Annotated in this window: 26 protein-coding genes and 2 pseudogenes; 12 read left to right on the forward strand and 16 right to left on the reverse strand. The window is 75.5% G+C overall.

Translation table 11 applies throughout. The annotated features are described in order from the left end of the window. Nucleotides 1-3: 3 nt before the first annotated feature. The gene (locus ACFF45_RS07475; protein ID WP_381343771.1) at nt 4-3,357 is read right to left on the reverse strand and encodes an AfsR/SARP family transcriptional regulator; all 3,354 of its coding nucleotides are present in this window, start codon (nt 3,355-3,357) and stop codon (nt 4-6) included. Nucleotides 3,358-3,532: 175 nt separating this feature from the next. On the opposite strand from ACFF45_RS07475, the gene ACFF45_RS07480 reads away from it, so the two are divergent. After that, nucleotides 3,533-4,333, forward strand: coding sequence for a site-2 protease family protein (locus ACFF45_RS07480; RefSeq protein ID WP_381343591.1), 801 nt, complete (start codon nt 3,533-3,535; stop codon nt 4,331-4,333). Here ACFF45_RS07480 and ACFF45_RS07485 read toward each other — a convergent pair. The 3 genes from ACFF45_RS07485 to ACFF45_RS07495 form a co-directional block, all read right to left on the reverse strand. Continuing rightward, entirely contained in the window at nt 4,323-4,508 is a 186-nt protein-coding gene (locus ACFF45_RS07485) for a hypothetical protein (RefSeq protein ID WP_381343593.1), read from the reverse strand. The genes ACFF45_RS07480 and ACFF45_RS07485 overlap by 11 nt on opposite strands. 65 nt (nt 4,509-4,573) lie before the next feature. Beyond that, nucleotides 4,574-5,293, reverse strand: coding sequence for an NADPH-dependent F420 reductase (gene npdG / locus ACFF45_RS07490; protein ID WP_381343596.1), 720 nt, complete (start codon nt 5,291-5,293; stop codon nt 4,574-4,576). Nucleotides 5,294-5,303: 10 nt separating this feature from the next. Next, nucleotides 5,304-6,404, reverse strand: a complete 1,101-nt coding sequence (locus ACFF45_RS07495) for a sialidase family protein (protein WP_381343599.1) — start codon at nt 6,402-6,404, stop codon at nt 5,304-5,306. Nucleotides 6,405-6,547: 143 nt separating this feature from the next. Between ACFF45_RS07495 and ACFF45_RS07500 the strand changes: the two genes are divergently transcribed. Beyond that, a complete protein-coding gene (locus tag ACFF45_RS07500) occupies nt 6,548-7,150 on the forward strand; it encodes a hypothetical protein (RefSeq protein ID WP_381343602.1) in 603 nt (200 codons plus the stop codon). Between the two features lie 147 nt (nt 7,151-7,297). Here the strand turns inward: ACFF45_RS07500 and ACFF45_RS07505 are convergent, their stop codons facing one another. After that, the gene (locus tag ACFF45_RS07505; protein ID WP_381343604.1) at nt 7,298-7,531 is read right to left on the reverse strand and encodes a hypothetical protein; all 234 of its coding nucleotides are present in this window, start codon (nt 7,529-7,531) and stop codon (nt 7,298-7,300) included. A gap of 59 nt (nt 7,532-7,590) precedes the next feature. On the opposite strand from ACFF45_RS07505, the gene map reads away from it, so the two are divergent. Next, on the forward strand, nt 7,591-8,448 hold the full coding sequence (map, locus tag ACFF45_RS07510) for a type I methionyl aminopeptidase (RefSeq protein ID WP_381343607.1): 858 nt from the start codon (nt 7,591-7,593) through the stop codon (nt 8,446-8,448). 161 nt (nt 8,449-8,609) lie between these two features. Beyond that, nucleotides 8,610-9,257 carry a biliverdin-producing heme oxygenase gene (locus ACFF45_RS07515; RefSeq protein ID WP_381343610.1) on the forward strand — a complete coding sequence of 216 codons (648 nt, stop codon included), beginning with the start codon at nt 8,610-8,612 and terminating at the stop codon, nt 9,255-9,257. Nucleotides 9,258-9,341: 84 nt separating this feature from the next. On the opposite strand, the gene ACFF45_RS07520 is transcribed toward ACFF45_RS07515, so the two are convergent. Both ACFF45_RS07520 and ACFF45_RS07525 read right to left on the reverse strand, forming a co-directional pair. After that, on the reverse strand, nt 9,342-9,548 hold the full coding sequence (locus tag ACFF45_RS07520) for a hypothetical protein (protein ID WP_381343613.1): 207 nt from the start codon (nt 9,546-9,548) through the stop codon (nt 9,342-9,344). Between the two features lie 95 nt (nt 9,549-9,643). Further along, nucleotides 9,644-10,312: a PhzF family protein gene (locus tag ACFF45_RS07525; protein WP_381343616.1), complete on the reverse strand. Its 669-nt coding sequence runs from the start codon at nt 10,310-10,312 to the stop codon at nt 9,644-9,646. Between the two features lie 170 nt (nt 10,313-10,482). Here ACFF45_RS07525 and ACFF45_RS07530 point away from each other — a divergent pair. Together ACFF45_RS07530 and ACFF45_RS07535 are read left to right on the forward strand one after the other, a co-directional pair. After that, nucleotides 10,483-10,620: pseudogene (locus ACFF45_RS07530) on the forward strand (iron transporter); the annotation flags it as partial. Further along, nucleotides 10,583-11,584, forward strand: a complete 1,002-nt coding sequence (locus ACFF45_RS07535) for an SCO2278 family lipoprotein (RefSeq protein ID WP_381343619.1) — start codon at nt 10,583-10,585, stop codon at nt 11,582-11,584. The pseudogene ACFF45_RS07530 and the gene ACFF45_RS07535, both read left to right, overlap by 38 nt. Before the next feature lie 67 nt (nt 11,585-11,651). Here ACFF45_RS07535 and ACFF45_RS07540 read toward each other — a convergent pair whose 3' ends face one another. Together ACFF45_RS07540 and ACFF45_RS07545 are read right to left on the reverse strand one after the other, a co-directional pair. Then, complete coding sequence (locus ACFF45_RS07540) at nt 11,652-12,389, reverse strand: bifunctional DNA primase/polymerase (RefSeq protein WP_381343622.1); 738 nt, start codon at nt 12,387-12,389, stop codon at nt 11,652-11,654. A 149-nt stretch (nt 12,390-12,538) separates the two neighbouring features. Next, nucleotides 12,539-13,171, reverse strand: a complete 633-nt coding sequence (locus ACFF45_RS07545; protein ID WP_381343625.1) for a TetR/AcrR family transcriptional regulator — start codon at nt 13,169-13,171, stop codon at nt 12,539-12,541. 119 nt (nt 13,172-13,290) lie between these two features. Here ACFF45_RS07545 and ACFF45_RS07550 point away from each other — a divergent pair, with 119 nt between their 5' ends. Next, entirely contained in the window at nt 13,291-13,497 is a 207-nt protein-coding gene (locus tag ACFF45_RS07550) for a DUF6243 family protein (RefSeq protein WP_381343628.1), read from the forward strand. A gap of 22 nt (nt 13,498-13,519) precedes the next feature. Here ACFF45_RS07550 and ACFF45_RS07555 read toward each other — a convergent pair whose 3' ends face one another. Genes ACFF45_RS07555 through ACFF45_RS07565 form a run of 3 tightly spaced genes read right to left on the reverse strand, consistent with a single transcriptional unit; the run spans nt 13,520 to nt 16,982 of the window. Continuing rightward, nucleotides 13,520-14,500, reverse strand: a complete 981-nt coding sequence (locus ACFF45_RS07555; RefSeq protein ID WP_381343630.1) for a small ribosomal subunit Rsm22 family protein — start codon at nt 14,498-14,500, stop codon at nt 13,520-13,522. 29 nt (nt 14,501-14,529) lie between these two features. Continuing rightward, on the reverse strand, nt 14,530-15,645 hold the full coding sequence (locus ACFF45_RS07560; protein ID WP_381343774.1) for a serine hydrolase domain-containing protein: 1,116 nt from the start codon (nt 15,643-15,645) through the stop codon (nt 14,530-14,532). Nucleotides 15,646-15,653: 8 nt separating this feature from the next. After that, a complete protein-coding gene (locus ACFF45_RS07565) occupies nt 15,654-16,982 on the reverse strand; it encodes a multidrug effflux MFS transporter (protein WP_381343632.1) in 1,329 nt (442 codons plus the stop codon). Between the two features lie 111 nt (nt 16,983-17,093). Here ACFF45_RS07565 and ACFF45_RS07570 point away from each other — a divergent pair, with 111 nt between their 5' ends. Continuing rightward, on the forward strand, nt 17,094-18,131 hold the full coding sequence (locus ACFF45_RS07570; RefSeq protein ID WP_381343777.1) for a Gfo/Idh/MocA family protein: 1,038 nt from the start codon (nt 17,094-17,096) through the stop codon (nt 18,129-18,131). Here ACFF45_RS07570 and ACFF45_RS07575 read toward each other — a convergent pair. Then, complete coding sequence (locus tag ACFF45_RS07575) at nt 18,118-19,758, reverse strand: alkaline phosphatase D family protein (RefSeq protein WP_381343634.1); 1,641 nt, start codon at nt 19,756-19,758, stop codon at nt 18,118-18,120. The genes ACFF45_RS07570 and ACFF45_RS07575 overlap by 14 nt on opposite strands. A 165-nt stretch (nt 19,759-19,923) precedes the next feature. Between ACFF45_RS07575 and ACFF45_RS07580 the strand changes: the two genes are divergently transcribed. After that, nucleotides 19,924-20,697, forward strand: coding sequence for an SDR family oxidoreductase (locus ACFF45_RS07580; protein WP_381343636.1), 774 nt, complete (start codon nt 19,924-19,926; stop codon nt 20,695-20,697). A gap of 9 nt (nt 20,698-20,706) precedes the next feature. Here the strand turns inward: ACFF45_RS07580 and ACFF45_RS07585 are convergent. Then, nucleotides 20,707-20,886, reverse strand: a pseudogene (locus tag ACFF45_RS07585) (nuclear transport factor 2 family protein); the annotation flags it as partial. A 117-nt stretch (nt 20,887-21,003) separates the two neighbouring features. Here ACFF45_RS07585 and ACFF45_RS07590 point away from each other — a divergent pair. Then, nucleotides 21,004-21,561 (forward strand): DoxX family membrane protein, encoded by a 558-nt coding sequence (locus tag ACFF45_RS07590; RefSeq protein ID WP_381343638.1) that lies wholly within the window; start codon nt 21,004-21,006, stop codon nt 21,559-21,561. Between the two features lie 401 nt (nt 21,562-21,962). Continuing rightward, nucleotides 21,963-22,385, forward strand: coding sequence for an Asp23/Gls24 family envelope stress response protein (locus tag ACFF45_RS07595; RefSeq protein ID WP_381343641.1), 423 nt, complete (start codon nt 21,963-21,965; stop codon nt 22,383-22,385). A gap of 64 nt (nt 22,386-22,449) precedes the next feature. Here the strand turns inward: ACFF45_RS07595 and ACFF45_RS07600 are convergent, their stop codons facing one another. Further along, complete coding sequence (locus ACFF45_RS07600; protein ID WP_381343644.1) at nt 22,450-22,797, reverse strand: hypothetical protein; 348 nt, start codon at nt 22,795-22,797, stop codon at nt 22,450-22,452. A gap of 78 nt (nt 22,798-22,875) precedes the next feature. Then, entirely contained in the window at nt 22,876-24,567 is a 1,692-nt protein-coding gene (locus tag ACFF45_RS07605; RefSeq protein WP_381343647.1) for a RecQ family ATP-dependent DNA helicase, read from the reverse strand. 318 nt (nt 24,568-24,885) lie between these two features. On the opposite strand from ACFF45_RS07605, the gene ACFF45_RS07610 reads away from it, so the two are divergent. Next, complete coding sequence (locus ACFF45_RS07610; protein ID WP_381343650.1) at nt 24,886-25,926, forward strand: DNA topoisomerase IB; 1,041 nt, start codon at nt 24,886-24,888, stop codon at nt 25,924-25,926. Nucleotides 25,927-25,953 lie beyond the last annotated feature (27 nt).

Here is a 25,953-nt window from a genome sequence, read left to right on the forward strand (position 1 = left end):
GCACTAGATCAGGGCGGTGGCCTCCTGCTCTCCGAGGTCGCCGCCCTCGGCGTACGCCGCCTCGAACTCCCCCGCGGCCAGCAGTTCCCGCACCGCCGCGGTGGCCCGGTGGCGTATCTCCCGCTCCTGGGTGAAGACGTGGTGCCGGGACGGCCGCAGCGCGTCGGCGGCGCCGAGACAGCGGGCCGCGTCCCGGGCGCCGGGCCGGCCCTCGCCGCCCGCCAGGGCGAACGCGGCGACGGTCAGGTACACCGATGTCAGCTGCGGCGCCATGGCCTTGGTCAACGGGTCCCCGGCCCGCTCCAGGGCCTGCCGGATCCGTTGCCGGGCCGCCGCGTACTGTCCCTCGGCGACGTCCAGCCAGGCCTCCTGGCCCAGGATGAAGGCGTCGAAGAGAGCGAAGTGGGCGATGTCGAAGTCCTCGCGCAGCAGCCGGATCTGCTCGCGGGCCTCGGCGGCCCGGTCGGTGACGCTGAGCCGGCCCGCCAGGAAGAGCCGCGCGGTGGGCATGGCCTCGCCGCCGGTCCCGTCCAGGGAGTCGATGACCTCCCGCAGGACGCGCTCGCCCCGCTCCGCCTCACCGGCCTCCAGCAGGGCGCCGCCGAGGCGGGCGTTGAGCACCGCCAGCTGGGCGCGGGCGCCGAGCCGTTCGGCGATCTCCATGGCGGCCTGGTAGTCGGCGGCGGCCTTCAGGTGCGCGCCGTCGCGCTCGTGTCCCTCGCCGCGCGCGGAGAGCGCCTCGGCGATGCCCCAGCCGTCGCCGAGGCGCCGGTAGATCTCCAGCGCCTCGTCGGCGTCGCCGACGGCGTCGCAGGACCGCTCGGGGCGGTGCGCGAGGAGGTTGGCGCGGGTCTGCAGGCTGAAGGCGAGCTCCCAGTCGTAGCCGGGGGTCGCCCGGCAGGTCGCCACGGTGGCGTCGAGGATGGCGCGCAGCCGGTCCATGCCGCCGGTCAGCATCACGGCGAAGAACCAGAACATGCCGGGGCTGCGGCAGGTCTGCGGCAGACCGGGCACGTAGGTCCCGGCGATGGTGCGCAGCTTCCGCTGCGCCTGGGGCGTCTGCCAGGCGTCCAGTTCGGTGTCCATGCAGGCGAGGTGGGACAGGTGCACCCCGCGCCGGGCCTCCCAGAGGACCTCGCCGGTCATCGGCGGCGGCTCGGCGGTGGGCCGCCGCCACACCGGGGCGGCCCGGCGGACCGGCTCGGTGAACGGGTCGGGGCCGAGGGCCGTGATCTCCTGGCACCAGTTGCGCGCCTCGATGCGCAGGTCGCGCGCCTGCCAGTACCAGCCGAGCGACAGCGCCAGGCACAGCGCCTCCTGCTCGTCGCGTTCGGCGACGGCGTGCCGCAGCGCGGTGCGCAGGTTCTCGTACTCGCGCTCCAGCCGCTGGATGGCGGCGAGTTGACCGGATCCGCGCAGCTGCGGATCGGTGGTGCGGGCCAGTTCGCGGTAGTACGTCAGGTGGGCGCGCTCGGTGGCGCGGCGCCGACCGGCCTCGTCGAGCCGTTCACGGGCGTACTCGGCGACGGTCTCCAGGAGCCGGTAGCGCATCTCGCCGTCGCCGGACGGGGCGGCCACGACGAGCGACTTGTCGACCAGGGAGCCGAGCGCGTCCAGGGCGGACGGCCCGCACACGGCCTCGGCGGCGGCCAGGTCGCAGCCGCCGGCGAACACCGACAGGCGGCCCAGCACCTCCCGTTCGCCGGCGTCGAGCAGGTCCCAGGACCAGTCCACGACGGCCCGCAGCGTCTGCTGGCGGGGCAGCACGGTCCGGCTGCCGGAGGTGAGCAGGCGGAAGCGGTCGTCCAGCCGGTCGGCGAGCTGGCGGGGCGTGAGCATCCGCAGCCGGGCGGCGGCGAGTTCGATGCCGAGCGGCAGGCCGTCGAGGCGGCGGCAGATCTCGGCGCAGGCCTCGGGGTCGTCGTCCACCCGGAACCCGGGCCGGGCGGCCGACCCGCGGTCGGCGAGCAGCCGCAGCGCGTACGGCTCCGGCAGCGGCTCCACCGGCCGCAGCACCTCCCCGGGCACGCCGAGCGGTTCCCGGCTGGTGGCCAGGACCGTCAGGTGCGGGCAGCGGGCCAGCAGCTCCTCCGCCAGACGGGCGGCGGCGTCCACGACGTGCTCGCAGTTGTCCAGGACGAGCAGCATGCGGCGCCGGGCGCAGTGCTCGACGAGACGGGCGACGGGGTCGTCGTGACGGTCGGCCACGGCGGCCCGCAGCTCCTCGGCGCCGGCACCGTGCAGCACGGTCTCGCGGGCGCCGATCGCGGTGAGCACCGCCTCGGGCACGGCGGCGGGATCGTCGACCGGCGCCAGCTCGGCCAGCCACACCCCGTCGGGGGCCGCGTCCCGTACGGTCTCGGCGGCCTCCTGGGAGAGCCGGGTCTTGCCCGCCCCGCCGGGCCCGAGCAGCGTGACCAGCCGGGCGGTGGCCAGGTCGCCGCGGATGGCCTCGAGGTCGCCGGTCCGCCCGACGAAGGAGGTGAGGCGGGCACGCAGATTGCCCGGCGGCGGGGTGCGGGCGCCGGACGGCGCGGCGGGGCCGGGGGCCGCGCGGTCCGCGCCGTGGCCGGGGCGCCGACGGGCCGCGGGGTCCGGCGGGGCGGCGGTTCGTTCGGCGGGGACCGGGGCCGGGCTCAGCAGGTCGGCGTGCAGGGCGCGCAGCTCGGGGCCCGGGTCGGCGCCCAGCCGGGCGGCGAGCAGCCGGCGCACGTCCTCGTAGGCGGCCAGTGCCTCGGCGGGGCGGCCCGCGTCGCGCAGGGCGCGCAGCCGCAGCGCCTGGAGGGCTTCGTCGAGGGGGTGGCTCTCGCACACGGCGGTCAGCTCGGGCAGTGCCTGCCCGGCCCGGCCGAGCGCGAGGGCGGCGGCGAGCCGGGCGCGCCGCGCGTCCAGCCGGCGGGCCGCGCAGCGGGCCGCCTCGACGGTGCCGTCGGGGAGGTCGGCGAGGGCGGGTCCGTGCCACAGGGCGAGCGCGTCGTCGAGGAGCACGGCGGCCCGGGCGGCATCGCCGTCCGCCAGCGACCGCGCGCCCTCGTCGGCGAGCCGCTCGAAGCGGTGCAGGTCGACGTCGTCGGGCGCGGCGGCCAGCCGGTACCCGCCCTCGGCGGAGGCGACCGCCGTCGCCCCCAGGGTCCGGCGCAGCCGTCCCACCAGCGCTTGCAGGGCCCCGGCCGCGTCGGCGGGCGGATCGCCGTTCCACACCTCGTCCACCAGCAGCCCCGTGGACACCACTCGCCCGGCCCTGAGCGCCAGCACGGTGAGCAGCGCGCGCAACCGCGCCCCGCCGACCGGGACGACCGTGCCGTCGGGGCGGACCGCCTGGGTGGTGCCGAGGATGCGGTAGCGCACGGGCCCCATTGTCTCCGGCAACGGCGGGACCGACGCCTCCGGGTTTCGCCCACGCGTGCGGCGCGAGCGGACGGAGGCCCGGCGGGGAACCTCCCGCCGGGCCGCTGACGTTCCCCCCACGTGCCCGGTACGGTCGACCGCGCACGTCCCGGCCGCCGACCCCGTCCCCCCAGGAGTCCCTCCCATGACCACCGCCGCCTCCCGCCGCGCCGAGCGGCGGATCAGTCCCGTCTTCGCCGGGATCCTGGCCGTCACGGCGGTGACCGGGTGGGCCGCCTGGACCGGGTTCGCGGCGCAGCCCGGGGTGGCCGTCTTCCTGTTCGTCACCGGCGCGTGGGTGGTGTCGCTGTGCCTGCACGAGTACGCGCACGCCCGGACCGCGCTGCACGGCGGCGACATCACGGTGGGCGCGAAGGGCTATCTCACGCTCAACCCGCTGAAGTACACGCACGCGCTGCTGAGCGTCGTCCTGCCGGTGCTGTTCGTGATCATGGGCGGGATCGGGCTGCCGGGCGGCGCGGTGTTCATCGAGCGGGGGCGGATCCGGGGGCGGTGGCGGCACAGCCTGGTCTCGGCGGCGGGACCGCTGACGAACGTGCTGTTCGCGGCCGTGTGCACGGCGCCGTTCTGGCTGGACGCGCTGGACGGGGTGCCCAGCGACTTCCGCTACGCGCTGGCGTTCCTCGCGCTGCTCCAGGTGACGGCCGCGATCCTGAACTTCCTGCCGGTCCCGGGCCTGGACGGCTACGGCGTGGTCGAGCCCTGGCTGTCGTACGGCGTCCGGCGGCAGGTGGAGCCGCTGGCGCCGTTCGGGCTGCTGCTGGTGTTCGCGCTGCTGTGGATCCCGGCGGTCAACGGCGCGTTCTTCGGCGTGGTCGACGCCGTGCTGTGCGGCCTCGGCGTCGGTGACCTGGACACCTACTGCGGGTACGAGCTGTACCGCTTCTGGCGCGGGACGAACGCGTACTGCTCGGTCAGCCCGTGACCGAGTCCCGCCGGGCGGCCCGGCCGCGCCTGAGGTAGTACCAGGCCATGTTCGACGACAGGCCCGCCAGCAGGACCCACACCACGCCCAGCCAGCTGCCGCGGGTGAAGGACAGGACGGCCGCGGCGGCGGCGAGGACGCAGACGGCCAGGGCGTAGAGGGCCAGGCGGGGCATGGTGGTCGGCTCCTGTCGGGGGACACGGCTGGGGATGGCGCTGTCCACCAGTGTCCCCCATGCGGTCAGACGTCCGTGACCCGCAGGCCCGCGTGGGCCTTGTAGCGTCGGTTGACGGAGATCAGGTTGGCGACCAGCGACTCGACCTGGTGCGCGTTGCGCAGCCGGCCGGCGAAGACGCCGCGCATGCCGGGGATGCGGCCGGCCAGCGCCTGCACCGTCTCCACGTCCGCCCGCTCCTCGCCGAGGACCATGACGTCGGTGTCGATCTCCGCGAGCTCCGGGTCCTGGAGGAGCACGGCCGACAGGTGGTGGAAGGCGGCGGTGACCCGGGACTCCGGCAGCAGGGCGGCGGCCTGCTCGGCGGCGCTGCCCTCCTCGGGCTTCAGCGCGTAGGCGCCCTTCTTGTCGAAGCCGAGCGGGTTGACGCAGTCGACGACCAGCTTGCCCGCCAGCTCGTCGCGCAGCGACTCCAGCGTCTTGCCGTGCCCCTCCCACGGCACGGCGACGATCACGATGTCGCTGCGCCGGGCGCACTCGGCGTTCTCGGCGCCCTCGACGCCGTGCCCCAGTTCCTCGGCGGCGGCCTGCGCGCGCTCGGCGGCGCGCGAGCCGAGGATCACCTTCTGGCCGGCCCGGGCGAACCGGTAGGCGAGGCCCTTGCCCTGCGGCCCGGTCCCGCCGAGCACTCCGACCACCAGCCCGGAGACGTCGGGCAGGTCCCAGGGGCCCGTGGCGGGGGCCTTCGCGGGCTTCTCAGCGGCAGAACTGTCGGTAGAGGTCATGGGCCAGACTCTACGTCCGCCCCGCCGGGCCGTGGGGCCGGACGAGGCGGTCCACGGGCAGCCGCAGGAACGCGATCCGCTCGTACGCGCCGAGGTCACCGGTCTCGTACAGCAGCCCGACCGTGTGCGCGTCGACGCGGACCAGGTCGGAGTAGGCGGCGGGCAGGCCGTCGACGGTGTGGGCGTCGCGCCAGGTGGCGCCGTGGTCGGTGGAGGCCCGCACGGTCATCAGGCCGCGGCCGCCGGGGAGGGCGGGGCCGGAGAAGAGCAGCACGTCGGGCTCGCCCAGGTGCAGCAGGCTCGCCTGGCAGACGGGGCCGGCCAGGCCCGCCTGCGGGCGGAAGGGCCGCACCAGTGTGCGGCCGCCGTCCGCGGAGTGGGCGTCGGCCCGGTTGCCGGGGGACGGGGAGGCGTCGCGGGTGTTGAAGTAGACGCGCCCGTCCGGCAGTTCGGCGGCGGTGGTCTCGTTGGCGTTGACGTGGCCGTGCGTGTTCTGGTCCAGGTAGCCGAGATACCAGGTCTCGCCGCGGTCGTCGCTGAGCAGGCAGTGGCCGCCGTTGTACTTCGCCTCGTCGCCGAGGTCGGTGCCGGTGGGCGGCACGGTGTGGTTGCCGGGGACGACGACCCGGCCGGTGCTCAGCTGGAGAGCGTGCCCGGGGGTGGTGGCGTACCAGCGCCAGCCGGGGTGCTTGACCTGCCCGGTGATCTCCCTGGGCGCGGACCAGCCGCGCCCGTCGTCGTCGCTGTGCTGCACCCACACCCTCCTGCCGTCGGCCTCGCCCACCTCGCCGCGCAGGATGCGGTGTTCGGAGGCGGACGCGGCGGAGCGGACGTGGACCAGGAGGATCCGGCCGGTGTCGAGGACGACGGGGGCGGGGTTGCCGGCCAGGCCGGCGCCGTGGCGGGCGGCGACCTGCAACGGGCCCCAGGTCCGGCCGCCGTCCGGGGAGCGCTTCAGCACGATGTCGATGCGGCCCCAGTCCTTCGCCGAGTCGGCCCTGCCCTCGCAGAAGGCGAGCAGGGTGCCGTCGTGGGCGCGCACGACGGCCGGGATCCGGTAACTGGCGTATCCCTCACGGCCGGCGCGGAAGGGGACGGTGGCTGCGGACATGGGCGGCTCCTTGTGCCTGGCCGGTGCGTTCGCCCCGCGTCGGTGGCCGGCCGGCCGGGGATCCGGCCGGCCCGTGCCCCTCCTGGGCGAATGTGCGGTGAACTCGGGGTCACGAGTGATTCGTTGCGGCAGGATGCGGGGGCATGGACGCCGTACGGGTCGCGTTGCTGCGCGAAGTGCTCGCCGGGACGGAGTGGTTGGGGGCCACACGGAGGTTCGCCGGGACGCTGCGCGGGTCGGTGGTGGCGCACGGCGGGGGGCTGCTGCTGGTCGGCACGCCGGAGTACGAGCCGTGGCACCTGGCGGCGCACCTGGTGGACGAGGCGGCCTGGTCCGGTACGCCGGAGCTGGCACCGACCCTGGTGCGCCACGGCGCGCGCCCCTCGGACCCGGCCCACCTGGCGGTCGGGCTGGGGCGGATCGAGGCGGCGCGGCGGGGCGAGACGCTGCTGGTGGTGTCGCCGCAGGGGCCCGGCGACACGCTGCTGGAGCGGGTGCACGACGCGCGGCGGGCCGGGGCGACGGTGCTGGCGCTGGGCGCCGCCGAGGGGGACCTCACGACGATGGCGCACGACGCGCTGGCCGTCGGGGCGGAGTCGGAGCTGGACCTGGACACCGTGCAGCACCTGGTGAGCGCGGCGGCCGGCGAGAACCCGCTGCCGTCGCCACGGGGCCGGCGGCGCCTGCGGGACCGCCTCTCCCGCCTCGCGGACCGGCTGACGGCCCCGCCGCCGCCGCGCTGGTAGCCGCCGGGGCGGGCACGGCGGCGCGGCCGAGGCGGAGGCCGCGGGCCCCGGCCGCCGTGGCGGCCCCGGTCCGGGGCTCGGGGTGCGGCACTGCGGCGTCACGGCGTCACGGCTCGCGGTGCGTGGGCGTCCGGTTCCGGCGTGGCCTCAGTCCTCCTCGCGCTCCCCCCGCCCCACCCTGTCGTGCCACCGGGGGTCGTTCTCCCACTCCAGGTTGCGCTCGCGGGCCGTCTCCATCGCGTGCTCGGCCTCGGCCCGGCTCGCGTACGGGCCGAAGCGGTCCTTGGCCGGGCACTCCGGGCCCTCCTCGACCTTCCTGTGCTCCAGGCAGTAGTACCACTCGCCCGGCTTCCCGACCGCGCGCTTCTTGAACAGGGCCATGACCGGCTCCTTTCGCCAGGGGACATGGTCTCGTATGCCCGCTGGTTAGACTCGCTGACATGTCTGGCCAGTCACTGCTCGTACCAGGGGAGCTGTCTCCCACCCGTTCCGTGCCCGGAAACATCCGCCGGCCCGAGTACGTCGGCAGGCCCGCGCCGGCTCCGTACACCGGCCCCGAGGTGCAGACCCCGGAGACGGTCGAGGCGATGCGGGTCGCGGGGCGGATCGCCGCGCAGGCGATGGCGGAGGCCGCGCGGGCCATCGCGCCGGGCGTGACCACGGACGAGCTGGACCGGATCGCCCACGAGTTCCTGTGCGACCACGGCGCCTACCCCTCCACGCTCGGCTACCGGGGCTTCCCGAAGTCCCTGTGCACCTCGGTCAACGAGGTCATCTGCCACGGCATCCCCGACTCGACGGTCCTGCGGGACGGCGACATCGTCAACCTGGACGTGACGGCGTACATCGGCGGGGTGCACGGCGACAACAACGCCACGTACCTGGTGGGGGACGTCGACGAGGAGAGCCGGCTGCTGGTGGAGCGCACGCGGGAGTCGCTCAACCGGGCGATCAAGGCGGTCCGGCCGGGCCGGCAGATCAACGTCATCGGGCGGGTCATCGAGTCGTACGCCAAGCGCTTCGGCTACGGCGTGGTCCGCGACTTCACCGGCCACGGCATCAACGCGTCGTTCCACTCGGGCCTGATCGTCCCGCACTACGACGCCCCGCACGCGACCACCGTGATGCAGCCCGGCATGACCTTCACCATCGAGCCGATGCTGACGCTGGGGACGTACGAGTACGACATGTGGGACGACGGCTGGACGGTCGTCACCAAGGACCGCAGGCGGACGGCGCAGTTCGAGCACACGCTGGTGGTGACGGACACCGGCGCGGAGATCCTGACCCTGCCGTGACCGCCCGCACCCGCACCGCACAGCGAAAGGCCCGCCCTCGGAGGGCGGGCCTTTCGCTGTGCGGTGCGGGTGCGGCGCGGGGGAAAGGAGGGTACACAGATACCGACAGGACGTCGGAAACCTGTTGACTTAGGTGAGCCTAACCATAGAAAACTGAGCCCATGGACTCCTTCTCGACCCTCATCCGCACGGCCACCCACGAGCAGCACGTGGAGGCGGAGACCTCGACCTTCATGAGCGGTCTGCTCGGCGGCCGGCTGGGGGTGGACGCGTACGCGCGCTACACCGAGCAGCTGTGGTTCGTGTACGAGGCCCTGGAGGCCGGCGCGGACCGGCTGGCGCCGGACCCGGTGGCGGGCCCCTTCGTCCGGCCGGAGCTGTTCCGGCTGCCCGCGCTGGAGCGGGACCTGGCGCACCTGCGCGGCCCGGACTGGCGGGCGACCCTCACCGCGCTGCCCGCCACCCGGGCGTACGCGGACCGGATCGCGGAGTGCGCCCGCGACTGGCCGGCCGGCTATGTGGCCCACCACTACACCCGCTACCTCGGCGACCTGTCCGGCGGCTGGCTCATCCGCGACCGGGCCGAGCGGACGTGGGGCTTCGCACGCAAGGGCGACGGCGTCCGGTTCTACGTCTTCGAGGAGATCGGCAACCCGGCGGCGTTCAAGCGGGGGTACCGCGAGCTGCTGGACGCGATCGAGGCGGACGAGCTGGAACGGCAGCGGGTCGTGGCGGAGTGCAAGAAGGCGTTCGCGCTGAACACCGCGGTGTTCCGGGCGCTGGGGAAGGAGTTCCCGCTCTCGGCGTGAGCGGCGCACCGACGGGACGGGTCCCTCTCGCGTCGGGTGAGCGGGACCCCGGCCGGCCCGGGCCGTGTGCCCGGCGTGTCCTGCTCAGGAGTCGAAGACGCCCCGGTGGCAGAGCTCGCCCGCCCGGGCGAGGTCGGCGGTCTCGGTGTCGACCTCGCCCGCGTACGGGCTGCACGGGACGGGGCCGGCGGAGCCGTCCCGGTGGTCGCCGAAGGCCGTCGCCGCAGCGGCACCGGTGGCGGTCAGGGCGGCGGCCAGGGCGGTCGCGGCCAGGGCGGATCGGACGCGCATGGGGCTCCTCTCGCGCTGCTGAGCGGTCACGCCCATCGGTCCCCCGTCCCCACGGCACGCACACGGGACTCCCCCGGACGGACGCGCACCGGTGGTCAGCGCTCCAGCCCGACCCGGCCCCCGATCTCCACCCACCCTTCCGGCTGCGGCGCGGTCAGCAGCTGCGAACCGGCGCCCTGCGTGATGTTCAGGGCGCGGTCCAGCCGGGCCGTGAGCAGCAGCGCGGCGGCGCCGGTCGCCTCGTCCTCGTCCGCGCCGGCGCCCCGGCCGGGGAACCCGCGGGCCCGCACCCGCCCCGCCGCCTCGTCCTCCCACGCCCAGGCGTACACCCGGCCCGGCGGCGCGCCGGGCGTCTCCGCGTCCGGGGGCGGCACGGTCAGGTCGTCCACCTCGGCGGCACCGGCGTACTGGCGCAGCGCGCACGGCCGCGGCCACTCCGGACGCACCTCGATCCAGCTGAACTCCCCGTCCTGCCGGGCGCCCACCACCCCGGCGGGCGTGACCAGTTCGGGCACGTCGAGCAGCCAGGCCGTGCCGACGCAGGGGTGGCAGGCGAACGGCAGGCGCGCGTCGGGCGTGTAGAGGTCGATGACGCCGCGCTCGGGATCGTCCACGAACACGATCTCGCCGAACCCGAGTTTCGCCGCGAGCGCCTGCCGCTCCCGCGGTTCCGGGACGACCGAGCCGTCACGGACGACGGCCAGTTCGTTCCCATAGCCCCCGTTCGCCGCGCAGAAGACGCGCAGCACGTCGTAATCAGTCACCCGGGCATTCAAACATCACTGGCCGGTGAGGCAGGGGGGTACCGGATGACGGCGCCCCGGGAGAAGGCCGCCGCCGGGCGGCCGCGCGGTCCGCGACCGGCCCGCCGGGGTGCTTCCGCACCCGCGCACCGGGGCGGTCCTGGTGTGGTCCTCCCGTCGGGACCGGTGAACTCCAGGTCACGGTGCGGTCGCTGTACCCGGTCCGGCCGTCCGCGCCGTGGGGCGCCCCGGTAGGGTTCGCCTCCGGGAAGGGGAAGGGGAAAGGACCCGATGAGCTGGGATCGCGGCCCTCGCAGGCTTCGCAGGCTGGACCGGAGTGCGCTCATGGCCGCTTCGCTGACCGCTCTGTCGCTGACGGCGAGCGGATGCGTGGTGGTGCACGGGGAGCGGGAGGTGCTGCCGGGCGCGACCGAGGCCGAGGCGGCCGAGGCGCTGGCGGACTTCACGAGCGCGTACAACAAGGCGGACAAGTCGTACGACAGCTCCCTGGACGCCGGCCACGTCACCGGGCCGCTGGCCGACATCGACGAGGCCCGGCTGAAGGCGGGCCACGTCATCCACCCGGGCGGCAACCCCGACCACTCGCCGCTGGAGTTCAGCGACGTCGAGTACACCATCCCCAAGAAGGCGGGCTGGCCGCGCTGGTTCCTCGCCGACGCCAGGGCCGACCGGGGCGGTGACGCGCGCTGGCTGCTGGTGTTCACCCGGGACGGGCTGACCGACCAGTGGGAGGTGTCGTACCTCACCCTGGTGGCGCCGGAGAAGATGCCCGAGTTCAAGAAGGACCAGGACGGCTGGGCGGAGGCCCTGCCCGTCGACTCGGCCGAATTCGCCGTGAACCCGGCCGAGCTGGGCACGAGGTACGTCTCGTATCTGCAACGGGGCGGGGACGGCTTCGCGGCCGGCACGCACACCGACGTGTGGCGCGGGGAGCGGGAGAAGGACAAGGAACGGCCCGGTCTGGTCACCCAGTACATCGACGAGCCGCTGAGCGAGGGCGACTACGCGCCGGTCGCGCTGCGCACCGCGGACGGCGGGGCGCTGGTGTTCTTCACCACCCACCACTACGAGAAGCAGACCGCCGCGGCGGGTACCTCGGTGCCGGCGCCCGGCGCGGACGTCGAGGCGCTGACCAGCGGCGAGATCAAGCAGTCGCTGACGATGGAGTTCGTCTCCAACCAGGTGGCCCTGGACCCGAAGAAGGGGGCCGGCGCGCAGGAGGTGACGGTGCTGGGCCGGATCCAGGGGCTGACGTCGGCGAAGGGCGAGTAGCGCCAGGACCTGTCCGCCGCTTCCCGTCGTCCGCCGAAGCGCGGCGGCGGGAAGGGCCGGACAGGCCCTACTGGCGCAGCGGCCAGGCCGAGCCCGCGTGGTCGGGCTCGGCGCGCGCGTGCCGCGCGCAGGCGTCGGTGAGCGCCTCCAGCAGGGTCAGCGGGTCGGGCAGCGGATGCTCGGGGCCGCGCACCCAGTGCACGCTCTGCTCGTCGCCGGGGAGCCGGGCCGGGGGGACGAGGACGTAGGAGCCGCGGCAGTGCCAGCGCAGGCCCGGGTGCTCGTCCATCGTCTCGGGGTGACAGTCGAGTTCGCACGGCCACCACTCGTCCTCCTCCTCGGGGGTGCCGCGGGTGAGGGTGAAGAAGAGCATGCGGCCGTCGTCGCCGGCGGCGACCGGGCCGACCTCGATGTCCGAGGCGAGCAGCCGGTCCAGGGCCTCCCGGCCGGCCCGCAGCGGCACGTCCAGGACGTCGTGCACCATGCCGGTGGCGGTGATGAAGTTGGCCTGCGGCTGGTGGCGGGCCCAACGCTCGATCTGCGCGCGGTCGGTGGTGGACTGCGTCTGCCAGGCGAACGACACCGGGTGCCGGGCGGGGGTCGGACAGCCGACGCGGTCGCAGGAACAGCGGTAGCCGGGCGCCGGGTGCGCGGCGGGCGCCAGCGGCAGCCCCGCGGCGGCGGCGGCCAGCAGCAGGGCCTCCCGGCCGTCGTCGCCGGCGGCGGCCTCCTTCGGACGGCGTCCGCGCAGCCACTGGGAGAGTTTGCCCTGCCGGCCGGAGCGGCCGCCGAACTCCGCGCTCATCTATCCCCTCGCCTCGCCTGTTGGACGGACAGCATGCCTCATGGTCCCACCATCCTGCGCCTCAGGGGGCCGCAGTCCCCAACCGGGGCGGGGGCGGGAGACATGCCCCACACGGGAGATGACGGACGGCCACCGCGGGTCACGCGCGGTCAGCGCGGTGCGATGCCGTGCAGCGCGTAGTCGACGAGGGTGTCGGCGTAGGCGTGGGTGATCGGCGCCGTGCGCTGCAACCAGCGCTGGGCGAGCGGGGAGACGAAGAGTTCCAGGGCGATGCGGGGGTCGACGTCGGCGCGGACGTGGCCGGCGTCCTGGGCCGAGCGCAGCCGCTGGACGTAGAGCTGGAGCTGGGGTTCGAGGAGCTTGGTGACGAACTCGCGGCCCAGTTGCTCGTTGACGACGCCCTCGGCGGCCAAGGCGCGGGCCGGGACCTCGAACTGGGGGTCGAGGAGTTCGTCGACGGTGGCGCGCAGGACGGACTTCAGGTCGGCGGCGAGGTCGCCGGTGTCCGGGACGGCGTACTCGGCGCCGGGCCGGGCGTCCTGGCCGGCGGCCTGTTCGGCCGCCTGCGCGCCGAGGTCGAGGAAGGCCTCCATGAGGACGTCCGCCTTCGACGACCACCACCGGTAGATCGTCTGCTTGCCGACGCCGGCGCGGGCGGCGACGCCCTCGATGGTGGTCCGGGCGTAGCCGACCTCCCCGACCAGCGCGAGGGCGGCGGCGTAGATCGCGCGGCGGGACTTCTCGCTGCGGCGGGTGGAGTCGGAGGTGGGCTTCCTGGCCATGCGGCGAATCTATCAGGTTGACAAGACGGTGCGTCTCGCCGGATGCTCGGAGCATAAGCGAGACGATACGTCTCGTATCCCAGAAGAGCGACGGAAGCACGACCACCAGGGAGGCACCCATGACCCGAGGCGGAGCCGGAAACATGCTGGGCGTCGGCGGCACGCGCCGGAACCTGGGCCGCAAGGCCCTGCGCGGCGACGGCCGCGGCGGCCGGCCGGCCGTCCTCGACGCCCGGGCCCAGAAGCGCGAACTGCTGCGCAGGTTGCAGGAGAGGAACGCCAAGAGGGCGGACGCACCCGCCGAAGAGGCGCAGGCACGGGAGTGAGCCCCCGCGCCGGGCGGCCGTGTCACACGGGCCAGGCGTCGCCCCAGTCGGCGTCACGGGCGGCCTTGTAGAGGTCGCCGTGGCGCTTGGTGACGGTCGCCCGGCGCAGCAGGGGCTCGCTCTCGCAGAGGTCGAGCAGGACCTGGCCCTTGCGGATCTGCGGTCGGCGCACCACGCGGGAGGCGGCCGGGGCGGGCGCGAAGCGGGTCGCGGCGACGTAGCTGAACTTCTCGTCCTCGTAGGCGAGGGAGCCGCCCTTGACCTGGCGGTGCAGCGAGGAACGGCTGACCCGCGCCGAGAAGTGGCACCAGTCCGTGCCGGGGGCGATCGGGCAGGCGGCGCTGTGCGGGCAGGGGGCGGCGACGTGGAAACCGGCGCCGGTCAGGCGGTCGCGGGCCTCGATGACGCGGGCGTAGCCGTCGGGGGTGCCGGGTTCGACGATCACGACGGCCCGGGCGGCGGTGGCGGCGGCGTCGACGAGGGCGGCGCGGTCGGGGGCGGTGAGCTCGTTGAGGACGTAGGAGACGGTGACGAGGTCGGTGCTGCCGATGCTGAGCGCCGCCCCGATCCGGGAGCGCTGCCAGCGGACGTCCCGCAGCGCCGGGTGGGCGGCGGCGATCTCCCGGCCCAGCGCGAGGGCGGGCTCCGCCCAGTCGAGCACGGTGACCGGGCGCGTTCCCTCCCAGGTGGCGCTCGCGGCCCAGGTCGCGGCGCCCGTGCCGCCCCCGACGTCCACCTGGCCGGCGGGCGCCCAGCCCGGCGCGGCGTCCGCGAGCGCGCCCAGCGCCGCCGAGACCGCCTCGAAGGTGGCCGGCATCCGGTACGCGGCGTACGCCACCACGTCCGCCCGGTCCCGCAGGATCGGCGCGTCGGTCGGCGTGGCCCCCCGGTAGTTCGCGATCAGCCGCTCCACGGCCTGCGCGGCCTGCCGGGGCGGCAGGCCGTCGAGGAGGCCGGCCAGGGCGGTGCGGAGGGTCTCGGAGGGGGACAGCGGGGCGTTCACCGTGCGATTCTCTCAGGTCGCCGGCGTGGTCACACGCCCCGTACCGCCCAGGCCATTCGGGACCCGGCGCCCGCCCGCGGCCTGCTGTCCGGGGCCCGGCGCCGCGGGTGGACCGTGTTGGCCAGCAGGACCAGGAAGGTGTCCGTCGCCCGGTCCACGACCAGGGACGTGCCCGTGAACCCGGTGTGGCCCGCCGCCCCCTTGCCCGCCAGCTCCCCCATGAACCAGCGCTGGTCCAGCGCGAAGCCCAGCCCGGGCGGCGTCAGCATCAGGTCCACGAAGTCCGGGCCCAGGATGCGCGCCGGGCCGTACGAACCGCCCGCCAGCAGCGCGCGGCAGAACACCGCCAGGTCCCGGGCCGTGGAGAACAGCCCCGCGTGGCCGGCCACCCCGCCCAGCGCCCAGGCGTTCTCGTCGTGGACCTCGCCGCGCAGCATCCCGCGGTCGGCCTTGGCCCACGGGCGGCGCTGGTCCTCCGTCGCCGCGGCGTCCGGGCACGGGCCGAAGCGGGTCGACGTCATGCCCAGCGGGCGGGTGATGCCGTCGCGGACCAGCACGTCCAGGGGGCGGCCGGTGACGCGCTCCAGGACGTACTGGAGCAGGAGCAGGTTCAGGTCGGAGTAACGGTGGACGCCCGGCGGGCCGGCCGGGGCCTCCGCGCGGAGCAGGGCCAGGCGTTCGTCGGCCGTCGGGCAGTCGTACAGCGGCAGGTCGGGACGCAGGCCCGAGGTGTGGGTGAGCAGCCCGCGGACCGTGACGCCGTGCCGGGCGGCGGCCCGGAACTCGGGGAGGTACGCGCCGACCGGCCCGTCGATGGCGAGCGTGCCGCGTTCGATCTGCTGCACCGCGGCGACGGCCGTGAAGAGTTTGGTGAGCGAGGCCAGGTCGAAGGGCGTGCCGACGGTCATCGGCACGCGCTCGGCGGCCGGCAGTTCCACGCCCGCGTCGGCCGCCGCGTCGTACGCCGCGTACCGCACCGCGTACCCCGCCGCCTCGTGCACCGCGAGCACCGGGCCCCGTCCGGCGGCCACGACGACGCCCGGCGCCCACGGGTGGTCCCCGGCCGTCAGCTGCCGGACCTCGCGGACCAGCCGGCACAGTTCGCCGGGGTCGAGACCGGCCCGCTCCGGGGCACCGGCGCGCAGTCTGGCGCTCAGTTCTCCTCCCCCGCGCTCTCGGCCGCGCCCCGACGGGCGGCGCCGACGCCCTCCGCGCCCGCCCGGGTCTGCCAGGGGCGGCACATTCCCGCGAAACAGGCGGTGGCCGCCAGTGCGGCGGCCAGCTGGACGACGGCCATCGGCACCGCCGTGTGCTCGCCGGCGACGCCGACCAGCGGGGAGGCGACCGCGCCGACGAGGAAGGACGACGTGCCGAGCAGGGCGGAGGCGGACCCGGCGGCGCGCCGGACCCGCGTCAGGGCCAGCGCCTGGGTGTTGGGCAGCGTGATGCCCATCGCGCTCATCAGCACGAACAGCGCGCCGGCCACGGGGACGAGCCCCACCTCGCCGAAGACGCCCAGCGACATCAGCAGCAGGGCGGTGGCGGCCAGGACGACGATGCCCAGGCCGGTGGCGAGCACCCGTTCCAGGCGGACCCGCCCGGCCAGCACCTTGCCGTTGAGCTGCCCGGCGGCGACGAGGCCCAGCGAGTTCAGGCCGAACAGCAGGCTGAACGTCTGCGGGGAGGCGCCGTAGATCTCCTGGACGACGAACGGGGACGCCGAGATGTAGGCGAACAGCGCGGCGAAGGCGAAGCCGCCGGCGAGCATGTAGCCGGTGAAGGGCGGGTCCGCGAGCAGGCGGCGCATGGCGCCCAGCGCCTCGCCGACCCCGCCGCCGTGCCGTCCGGACGCGGGCAGGGTCTCCGGCAGCCGGAGCCACACGACCGCGGCGAGCAGCAGCCCCACCGCGGTGAGCAGGACGAACACGCCCCGCCAGTCCGTCACCCGCATGAGCTGCCCGCCGATCAGCGGCGCCACGATCGGCGCGACACCGGAGATCAGCATCAGGGTGGAGAAGAACCGGGCCATCGCCGTGCCGTCGTACAGGTCCCGGACGACGGCCCGGGCGATGACGATCCCGGCGGCGCCCGCGAGCCCCTGGAGCAGCCGGAAGGCGACCAGCGTCTCGACGGTGGGCGCGAGCGCGCACAGCGCGGTGGCGACGACGTACACGGCGAGTCCGGCCAGCAGCGGGCGGCGGCGGCCCCAGCGGTCGCTCATCGGGCCGACCACCAGCTGGCCCAGCGCCATGCCGGCCAGGCAGGCGGTGAGGGTCAGCTGCACGGTCGCGGCGGGCGCGTGCAGCGACCGGGTGACCTCCGGCAGGGCCGGCAGGTACATGTCCAGGGCGAGCGGCGGGGTGGCGGTCAGCCCGCCGAGCACCAGCGTGACCAGCAGGCCGGTGCGGCGCGGCGCACGCACGGGCGGCCGCGCCGGTGCCGCGGCCGCCGGCAGGTCCGGTATCGGTGCCCCCTCGGGCATGTACCCCTCCCTCTTCGAGCAGTCCGGTCCCTATGCTCTCAGTCCGAACATGACGACCGGTGTCGTCGAATGGAACGAACGGGACCCGACGAGAACGAGGGTGGGGCGCGCATGGGCGCGGACAGCGTGCGGTGGGGGATCCTGGCGACGGGCGGGATCGCGGCGGCGTTCACGGCGGATCTGGTGGATCTGCCGGACGCCGAGGTGGTGGCGGTGGCCTCGCGGAGCGCGGAGTCGGCGGAGGCGTTCGCGGAGCGGTTCGGGATCGCCCGGGCGTACGGCGGCTGGGACGCGCTGGCGCGGGACGAGGACGTGGACGTGGTGTACGTCGCGACCCCGCACGCGGCGCACCGGGCGGCCGCCGGGCTGTGCCTGGCGGCGGGGCGGAACGTGCTGCTGGAGAAGCCGTTCACGCTGAACGCGCGGGAGGCGGCGGGGCTGGTGGCGCTGGCGCGCGAGCGCGGGCGCTTCCTGATGGAGGCCATGTGGATGTACTGCAGTCCGCTGGTGCGCCGGCTGAAGGCGCTGGTCGACGACGGGGCGGTCGGTGAGGTGCGCAGCGTGCACGCCGACTTCGGGCTGTCGGGGCCGTTCCCGCCGTCGCACCGGCTGCGGGACCCGCAGCAGGGCGGGGGCGCGCTGCTGGACCTCGGGGTGTACCCGGTGTCGTTCGCGCAGCTGCTGCTCGGGGAGCCGTCGGACGTCGCGGCGCGGGCGGTGCTCTCGGACGAGGGCGTCGACCTCCAGACGGGGGCGCTGCTCACCTGGGAGAGCGGCGCGCTGGCCTCGCTGCACTGCTCGCTCGTGGGCGGTACGCCGGTGACGGCCTCCGTCACCGGCAGCCGCGGCCGCATCGACGTCCCGCACGGCTTCTTCAGCCCCGGCCGCTTCGTGCTGCACCGCGACGGCCGCGAGCCCGAGGAGTTCGTCCACGACCCGGCCGCCGGCGCCGCGCACGACAGCCTCAAGCACGAGGCCCGCGAGGTGATGCGCGCCCTGCGGGCCGGCGAGACCGAGTCGCCGCTGGTCCCGCTCGACGGCACCCTCGCCGTGATGCGGACGCTCGACACGATCCGGGACCGCGTCGGCGTCCGTTATCCGGGCGAGGCCCCCGAGGCGGACCCCACGGCGGAACTCACACCTGCCTGAGCCCCTGCTCGCCCACCTGGGTGACGAAGGACGCGGCCGTCGTGACCGGTGCCCCGGGCACGGTCACGTACGGCACCGTCCGGAAGTCGGCCCGGGCCTGCTCCTGCCCCAGCGCGACGGTCACGTAGCCGCGCCGCCCGTTGTAGAACTTCATGTGCGGGTTGGCGGTCGTGTACGTGGTCCAGTTGGCGGGCCGGTCCGAGCCGTCCCGGCCGCTGGCGATCGACGTGGCGACGATCTCGGTGCCCAGCGTGCGCGACGCCGGGTCGTCGAAGTCGTCCTTGATGTCGAAGGCGTAGCCGACGTGCACGTCACCGGTGAGCACCATCAGGTTCTCGACGCCGGCCGCCTTCGCGCCGTCCAGCACCCGGCGGCGCGAGGCGCGGTAGCCGTCCCAGGCGTCCATGGACACCCGGGAGGGCTCCGTCAGGTCGAACTTGCGCTGGGAGAAGGTGACCTGCTGCGGGACGACGTTCCACAGCGCCCGCGACCGCTGCCAGCCGTCGAGCAGCCAGCGCTCCTGCGTCGCGCCGGTCATGGTGCGGGCCGGGTCGTCGGCCTCCGGGCCGGGCACGTCGGAGCCGTCGCCGTAGGCCTGGTCGGAGCGGTACTGCCGGGTGTCGAGCACGTCGAACTGGGCGAGCCCGCCCCACTCCAGCCGGCGGTAGAGCCGCATGTCCGGGCCCTCGGGCAGCTGCGGGCGGCGCAGCGGCTGGTTCTCCCAGTAGGCGCGGTAGGCGGAGGCGCGGCGCAGCAGGAACTCCTCCGGCGGGACGGAGTTCTCGGGCATGTCGTCCGCGTAGTTGTTCTCGGTCTCGTGGTCGTCCCAGGTGACGACGAAGGGGTGCGCGGCGTGCGCGGCGCGCAGGTCCGGGTCGGACTTGTACAGGGCGTACCGCAGCCGGTAGTCCTCCAGCGTCACGGTCTCGCGGTTGAACAGGCCGGGCAGGGTGCGGTCGGTGTAGTTGCGCTGGCCGCCCACCGCGTTGACGGCGTACTCGTAGAGGTAGTCGCCGAGGTGGAAGACCACGTCGACGTCCTCCTGGGCGAGGTGGCCGTACGCCGTGAAGTAGCCGTCGTGGTACGCCTGGCAGGAGACGGCGGCCAGGGTGAGGCCGGAGACCCGGTCGAAGGGGGCGGGCGCGGTGCGGGTACGGCCGGCCGGGCTGATCCAGCGGCCGGCGCGGAAGCGGTAGTAGTAGACGCGGCCCGGCTCCAGGTGGCCGGCCTCGACGTGCACGGTGTGGTGGAACTCGGGGTGCGCGGTGGCGGTGCCGCGCCGGACCGGGCGGCGGAAGTGCTCGTCGCGGGCGAGTTCCCAGTGCACGGTGACCCGCTCGGCCGGCAGGCCGCTGTCGGGCTGGTAGGGGGCGGGGGCGAGGCGGGTCCACAGCAGCACCGAGGTGGGCTGCGGGTCGCCGGAGGCGACGCCGAGGGTGAAGGGGTCGTCGGTGAGCCGGGCGGCGTCGAGTTCGGCGGCGCCGGCGACGCCCGCGGTGGGCAGGTTGACCGCGAAGGCGAGCGCGGCGGCGGCGCCGGTGGCGGTGAGGAAGCGGCGGCGGCCGATGTGCCGGGCGGCGGCGCGCAGTTCGGGGGCGTGCTGGGGCTGACGGGCTGCGGGTGTCATCCGGTTCTCCCCTGGCGATCCGGTGGACCGCTCTGTCGGTGCGGAGCGGAAAGGTGCAGGTGGCATTCGAATCGCCGGGGACGACGAGAGCTTGGCACGTACACAACACCCGCATGTCGGACTCGTGAGTTCCGGATGGCGGGCCGTCTCCTACGCTGCCGGGCTATGAATGCGAAGCAAACCGCCGGGCGGCAGTCGAGGATCGCGGTCGTGACGGGTGCGGGCTCGGGGATCGGGCGCGCGGTCGCCGTGGAACTGCTGGGCGCGGGCTGGTCGGTGGCGCTGGCGGGCCGCCGGGCGGCCCCGCTGGAGGAGACGGGGGCCATGGCGCCCCGGGGCGGCTGGCTGGCCGTCCCCACGGACGTGGCGCGGGAGCCGGACGTGGACGCGCTGTTCGCGGCGGCCGTCGAGCGGTTCGGCCGGGTGGACCTGCTGTTCAACAACGCGGGGACGTTCGGGCCGGGCGGGGTGCCGGTGGAGGACCTGTCCTACGACGCCTGGCGGCACGTGGTGGACACCAACCTCAACGGGGCGTTCCTGTGCGCGCGGGCGGCGTACCGGCGGATGAAGGAGCAGGACCCGCAGGGCGGCCGGATCATCAACAACGGGTCGGTCTCGGCGCACGCGCCCCGCCCGCACTCCGCCGCCTACACGGCCACCAAGCACGCGCTGACCGGCCTGACCAAGTCCCTGGCGCTGGACGGGCGGGCGTACCGGATCGCGGTCGGGCAGATCGACGTCGGCAACGCGGCGACCGACATGACCGCGGCGATGCGGACGGGCGCGCTGCAGGCGAACGGCGAGGTGGTGCCGGAGCCGGTGATGGACGTGGCGGACGTGGCGCGCACGGTGCGGCACATGGCGGAGCTGCCGCTGGAGGCCAACGTGCAGTTCGCGACGGTGCTGGCGACGACGATGCCGTACGTCGGGCGCGGCTGAGCCGGAACGGCCGTGCGAGGAAAGGATCTCCCGGTCGATCCCGTCGGCCAGGTCGCGGCCGGTGCCGTCGTCGGCCATGGTGGCGCCGGGCGCGAGGAGGGTCGGGAAGCCCTACCGGTCACGGGAGTCGCCGGCGGTGACGAAGGCGCGGACCGCCGGGTCACTCAGCCTGGCCGTCCGCGTCGTCATGCCGGTCACCCTCACACCGCGCCCGGCGCCCCGCCACTCGAACGGCCGCCCGGAGGGGCCGGGCGGGTGGCGCACTGCGACGGTGGGGTGGAGTCCACTTCTGCTCCGGGAGACAACGTGACGTGCTACGACCGACGTGATCTGGGTCTGCTGCTGCTCCGGCTGGGCACCGGCGGGGTGCTCGCCGCACACGGCGCGCAGAAGCTGTTCGGCTGGTTCGGCGGGGGCGGGATCGAGGGGACGGGCCAGTTCATGGAGTCCGTCGGGTACCGGCCGGGCAAGGCGAGCGCCACGGCGTCGGGGCTCGCGGAGTGGGGCGGCGGGATCCTGCTGGCGCTGGGGCTGGCCACCCCGGCGGCGGGCGCGGCGGCGGCCGGCGCGATGACGGGCGCGGCCGCGGTGCACGCCCCGAACGGCTTCTTCGCCCAGGAGGGCGGCTACGAGTACGCCGCCACTCTCGGCCTGGCCGCGACCGGCATCGCCGTCTCCGGCCCCGGCCGCCTCTCCGTCGACCACGCCATCGGGCACGTGCTGGACCGCGGCTGGATGGTCCCGGCCGCCCTCGGCGTGGCGGCGGCCGGGACGGCTCTCGTCGTGGGGACGCGCAACCGACGGGTGCGGCGGGCGGCGCAGGACGCGGGGGGCGGCGGGCAAGAAGCGCTGTTCGAGGAGTGAGGCGTGAGGCTCGCGCCCTGGGACGGGCCCGCCCCACCGCACCCTTGGGCAGACCCGCCCCACCTCACCCCTGGGGCAGACCCGCCCCGCCGCACCCCTGGGCGACCCACCCCACCGCACCCCTAGGCAGGCCCGCCCCACCGCACCCCTGGGCAGGCCCGCCCCGCGGCGCCCGTCGGCGGCGCGAACGCGGCCGGTCCGTCCGCCCGTTGTCCGGCGGGGTCCGGCCCGGCGCGGGCAGCGGTGGCGGGTGCGGGACGGGCGAGGCACGCTGGAGGGGTGGCACTCGTGATCGTGGCAGCGTGCCTCCGCACCTGCCTGCCGGTGTCGATGACCGAGCCGTGCACGTCGATCAGCCGGGGCCCTTTGGCGCCCGGCCGGGACGGAGGAGGCGGGTGGACATGACGGAGACGACCACGACGGCGACCGCGCCAGGAGCCAGGGGCCGTACGACGATCGCGGACGAGGTGGTGGCGAAGATCGCCGGGATGGCCGCGCGCGAGGTGCCCGGCGTGCACGCCCTGGGCAGCGGCCTGGCCCGCACCATGGGCGCGGTGCGCGAACGGGTCCCCGGGGGCCGGGCCGGCGTCACCCGCGGCGTCAAGGTCGAGGTCGGCGAGCGCCAGAGCGCCGTGGACCTCCAGATCGTCGTGGAGTACGGGGTGGCCATCACCGACCTCGCGGCCGACGTGCGCGAGAGCGTCATCGCGGCGGTCGAGCGGATGACCGGGCTGGAGGTCGTCGAGGTCAACATCGCGGTCGACGACGTCCATCTCCCGGACGAGCAGGAGGCGGAGGAGGCCCCGGCGGGCCGGGTGCAGTGATCCCCGGCGGGACGCTGTGGCGGCGGGGCTCGGCGGGGCGGTGGTGCCCGCTCGGGCGAGCCGCTCAGACGAGTTGGCCGCGCAGCCCGCAGATCCAGGCCAGGGCGCCGTACACCCCCTGGAAGTAGTCGCGGTGGCCCGCCGGAGCGGTGGGGTCCTCCAGCCGTACGACGGTGGCGTCGACCTCGGCCGTCAGCAGTTGCAGGTCCGGTACGTCGTCGGCGCCCACGCCGGTGACCGGCGCGCGGGGGACGCGCCCCAGCGCCCACTCCAGGGCCACCGCCTCCCCCGCGGAGAACTGCGGGCTGCCCGGGTGCCGCGCCACCAGACCGCTCAGCGCCGAGTCGACCTCCCCGTACGTCCGGACGCCGATCCGCTGCTCCGGCCGCATCCTCCCGGCCACCTGGCTCATGGCATCCTCCTTCCTCTCGACCCGGTCCGTCCTTGTGCGTGTTCCCGGTCTCCCGCGGGCCGAACGGGGCGGGGCGGCTCAGCCGGTGGTTTCCGGACGCCGCGTGAGCAGGCCCCGGCGGGTGACGGCGGCCAGGGACAGGGTGCGGTACCCCATGGAGTCGAACAGGACGGTGATCCGGTCGCCCTCCTCGCTCATCACGGTGCCGTCGCCCCACTCGCCGTGCCGCACCGGCGTGCCCGCCGGGAACGAGGCGGCGGCCGGGTGCGGCGCCGGCGCGTCGCCCGTGTCCCCCGCCCCCTCGACGACCGTGCCCGCGCCGCTGTCCGCGGCGGGTGCGCAGACGTCGCAGGCGCCGCAGGGGGGCTCGTAGGGCTCGCCGAAGTAGCCGAGCAGGAAGCGGCGCTGGCAGCCCGTCGTCTCCGCGTACGCCAGCACCCGCTCCAGGCGCGAGCGCTCCAGCCGCCGGCTGGCCTCCGCCTCCCGCGCCGCCCGCGCGGCGGCGTCCTCGGCCGTCGTGCCGGGCACCGCCCGCACCTCCCCGTCGGCGTCGGTGCGCACCGCCCCGGCCTGCTCCAGGAGGTTGGCCGCGGCCGTCACGCGCCGGTGGGACAGGTTCGTCCGCTCGCCGACGTCGTCCAGCCCGACCGGGCCGGGGTGCTCGTGGATCTCCTGCGCGACCTCGCCGAGGGTCTCCTCGCCGGGTGCGCGCGCGGCGAACAGCCGTTGCAGGCCGCTGTCCTGCGGCCGGTAGTGCAGGACCGCGACCGCGGGGGCCCCGTCCCGGCCCGCCCGGCCGATCTCCTGGTAGTAGGCGTCGAGGGAACCGGGCACGGAGGCGTGCAGCACGAACCGTACGTCCTCCTTGTCGATGCCCATGCCGAAGGCCGAGGTGGCGACCACCACGTCGGCCCCGCCGGCCAGGAAGGCGTCGTGCACCCGGGAGCGCTCGCCCGCGGCGAGCCCGGCGTGGTAGGCCGCCGCCGACAGGCCCAGCCCGGCCAGCTCGGCCGCGTACTCCTCGGCGTCCCGGCGGGTGGCGGTGTAGACGATGCCGGGCCCGGACTCCGTCGCGGCCCGCTCCACCACCGCCCGGCGCTTGTCCGCGTCGTCCCGGAAGCGGCGTACCTCCAGCGCGATGTTCGGCCGGTCGAAGCCGGCCACGACCAGCTCGGGGTCGGCCATGCCCAGCCGCCGCACGATCTCCTCGCGCACCGGTGGGGCGGCCGTCGCCGTCAGCGCCAGCACCGTGGGCCCGCCGGCCCGCCGCACCGCCTGGGCCAGGCGCAGGTAGTCGGGGCGGAAGTCGTGGCCCCAGGCGGCCACGCACTGCGCCTCGTCCACGACGAACAGCGACGGCCCGGCGCGGGCGAGGCGCTCGACCACCTCGTCCTTGGCCAGTTGCTCGGGCGAGAGGAACAGGTACTCGGCGTCGCCGTGCTGCACCGCGTCCCAGGCCGCCTCCGTCCGCCCGGCCGGCTGCGCGGAGTTCACCGCGACCGCGTCGGGGGCGTCGTGGCCGAGCAGGCCGGCGATCTGGTCGCGTTGCAGGGCGATCAGCGGGGAGACCACGACCGTGGGCCCGGGCAGCAGCAGCCCCGCCACCTGGTACACGGCCGACTTGCCCGCCCCGGTCGGCATCACCGCCAGCGTGTCGCGGCCCGCCATGACCGCTTCCATCGCGGTCAGCTGTCCCGGGCGCAGCTCGCGCCAGCCGAACACCTCGGCGGCGGTACGCCGCAGCCGGTCCGCGACACGGGGTTCACTCATGCGGCCCGACTACCCCTTTCGGCGGGGTGGGCACGGGGGGGGGGGGGGCCGCCGGGGCGCGGAGGGGACGGCCGGAGGGGACCCGCCGAGGGCGGCGGCCGGAGGGGCCCGCCAGGGGGCGGCGAGGCCCCGGGCGGGGCCGGCCGGAGGGGACCCGCCGAGGGCGGCGGCCGGCCGCCGGGCAGAGGGAGGGCCGGGGCGGCCGTCCTCCCCCCACCCCCTCACCCCCCGCCCGGGGCCCGCGCCGTGTGGACGATGATCCGGCGGGTACGCGGCAGGATGCCCGCCGGGCGGAGCGCGACGGAGACAGGAGGCCGGGTGCGTCTTCACCACTGCAGCACCACCGATCCCGGTTACCGCCGCCTGCGTCACGGCCGCGGCTTCCGCTACCTCGACGACCAGGGCGAGCCGCTGCGCGACCCGGCGGAGCTGGAACGCGTCCGGGGGCTGGTCATCCCGCCCGCCTGGCGGGACGTGTGGATCTGCACCCGGGCCAACGGCCATCTCCAGGCCGTCGGCACCGACGACGCCGGACGCCGGCAGTACCTGTACCACCCGCAGTTCCGGGCCGAGCAGGAGCAGGCCAAGCACGAGCACGTCCTCGACGCCGCCGAGGCCCTGCCCGCGCTGCGGGAGGCCGTGGAGGGGCACCTGCACGACCGCGGGCTGACCCGGCGGCGGGTCCTCGCCACCGCCGTACGCCTGCTGGACCTGGGCTTCTTCCGGATCGGCAGTGACCGCTACACCGAGCTGAACAACAGCTTCGGCCTCACCACGCTGCAACGCGAGCACTCCCGCTGCCGGGCCGGCGCCGTCCTGTTCAGCTACACCGGCAAGCACGGCAGAGAGATCGTCCAGACCGTCGCCGACCCGGCCGCCTGCCGCAGCCTGACCGCGCTGCTGCGGCGCCGGGGCGGCGGCGACCGGCTGCTGGCGTACTGGGAGCAGCGCGCCTGGCACGACGTGAACGGCGAGGACGTCAACGCGTACCTCAAGGAGCTGGCCGGTCTGGAGATCACCGCCAAGGACTTCCGCACCTGGCACGCCACGGTCATGGCCGCCGTCGCGCTGGCGGTCTCCGAGCCCGTCGCGGCGCACAGCGAGACCGCCCGCCGCCGGGCCGTCGCCCGCGCGGTGCGCGAGGTGGCCGGGTACCTCGGCAACACGCCCGCCGTCTGCCGCTCCTCCTACATCAACCCGCGGGTGATCGAGCTGTACGAGGAGGGCGTGACGGTCGCCGCCGCGCTCCCGCGCCTCGGCGACGAGGGCGCCTACGGCATCCCCGCGACCCAGGGGCCCGCCGAACGGGAGGTCCTGCGCATGCTCCGCGACGGCCGCGGCCCCGGCCCCGCCGGGTGAGGCCACCCCCGGAGGCCCTGGGAGGAC

Origin of the sequence: Streptomyces cinereospinus (assembly GCF_042430725.1) — a bacterium.
Lineage (GTDB): Bacteria > Actinomycetota > Actinomycetes > Streptomycetales > Streptomycetaceae > Streptomyces > Streptomyces cinereospinus.

Excerpts from the sequence above, each read along its gene's own strand:
- ACFF45_RS07515 (WP_381343610.1), top strand. The coding sequence starts at position 8,610 with ATGGACTCCTTCTCGACCCTCATCCGCACGGCCACCCACGAGCAGCAC.
- map (WP_381343607.1), top strand. The coding sequence starts at position 7,591 with ATGTCTGGCCAGTCACTGCTCGTACCAGGGGAGCTGTCTCCCACCCGT.
- ACFF45_RS07485 (WP_381343593.1), bottom strand. The coding sequence starts at position 4,508 with ATGCCCCGCCTGGCCCTCTACGCCCTGGCCGTCTGCGTCCTCGCCGCC.
- ACFF45_RS07520 (WP_381343613.1), bottom strand. The coding sequence starts at position 9,548 with ATGCGCGTCCGATCCGCCCTGGCCGCGACCGCCCTGGCCGCCGCCCTG.
- ACFF45_RS07575 (WP_381343634.1), bottom strand. The coding sequence starts at position 19,758 with ATGACACCCGCAGCCCGTCAGCCCCAGCACGCCCCCGAACTGCGCGCC.
- ACFF45_RS07570 (WP_381343777.1), top strand. The coding sequence starts at position 17,094 with ATGGGCGCGGACAGCGTGCGGTGGGGGATCCTGGCGACGGGCGGGATC.
- ACFF45_RS07540 (WP_381343622.1), bottom strand. The coding sequence starts at position 12,389 with ATGAGCGCGGAGTTCGGCGGCCGCTCCGGCCGGCAGGGCAAACTCTCC.
- ACFF45_RS07545 (WP_381343625.1), bottom strand. The coding sequence starts at position 13,171 with ATGGCCAGGAAGCCCACCTCCGACTCCACCCGCCGCAGCGAGAAGTCC.
- ACFF45_RS07475 (WP_381343771.1), bottom strand. The coding sequence starts at position 3,357 with ATGGGGCCCGTGCGCTACCGCATCCTCGGCACCACCCAGGCGGTCCGC.
- ACFF45_RS07495 (WP_381343599.1), bottom strand. The coding sequence starts at position 6,404 with ATGTCCGCAGCCACCGTCCCCTTCCGCGCCGGCCGTGAGGGATACGCC.
- ACFF45_RS07550 (WP_381343628.1), top strand. The coding sequence starts at position 13,291 with ATGACCCGAGGCGGAGCCGGAAACATGCTGGGCGTCGGCGGCACGCGC.
- ACFF45_RS07500 (WP_381343602.1), top strand. The coding sequence starts at position 6,548 with ATGGACGCCGTACGGGTCGCGTTGCTGCGCGAAGTGCTCGCCGGGACG.
- ACFF45_RS07480 (WP_381343591.1), top strand. The coding sequence starts at position 3,533 with ATGACCACCGCCGCCTCCCGCCGCGCCGAGCGGCGGATCAGTCCCGTC.
- ACFF45_RS07580 (WP_381343636.1), top strand. The coding sequence starts at position 19,924 with ATGAATGCGAAGCAAACCGCCGGGCGGCAGTCGAGGATCGCGGTCGTG.
- ACFF45_RS07600 (WP_381343644.1), bottom strand. The coding sequence starts at position 22,797 with ATGAGCCAGGTGGCCGGGAGGATGCGGCCGGAGCAGCGGATCGGCGTC.
- npdG (WP_381343596.1), bottom strand. The coding sequence starts at position 5,293 with ATGACCTCTACCGACAGTTCTGCCGCTGAGAAGCCCGCGAAGGCCCCC.
- ACFF45_RS07595 (WP_381343641.1), top strand. The coding sequence starts at position 21,963 with ATGACGGAGACGACCACGACGGCGACCGCGCCAGGAGCCAGGGGCCGT.
- ACFF45_RS07505 (WP_381343604.1), bottom strand. The coding sequence starts at position 7,531 with ATGGCCCTGTTCAAGAAGCGCGCGGTCGGGAAGCCGGGCGAGTGGTAC.
- ACFF45_RS07605 (WP_381343647.1), bottom strand. The coding sequence starts at position 24,567 with ATGAGTGAACCCCGTGTCGCGGACCGGCTGCGGCGTACCGCCGCCGAG.
- ACFF45_RS07535 (WP_381343619.1), top strand. The coding sequence starts at position 10,583 with ATGAGCTGGGATCGCGGCCCTCGCAGGCTTCGCAGGCTGGACCGGAGT.
- ACFF45_RS07565 (WP_381343632.1), bottom strand. The coding sequence starts at position 16,982 with ATGCCCGAGGGGGCACCGATACCGGACCTGCCGGCGGCCGCGGCACCG.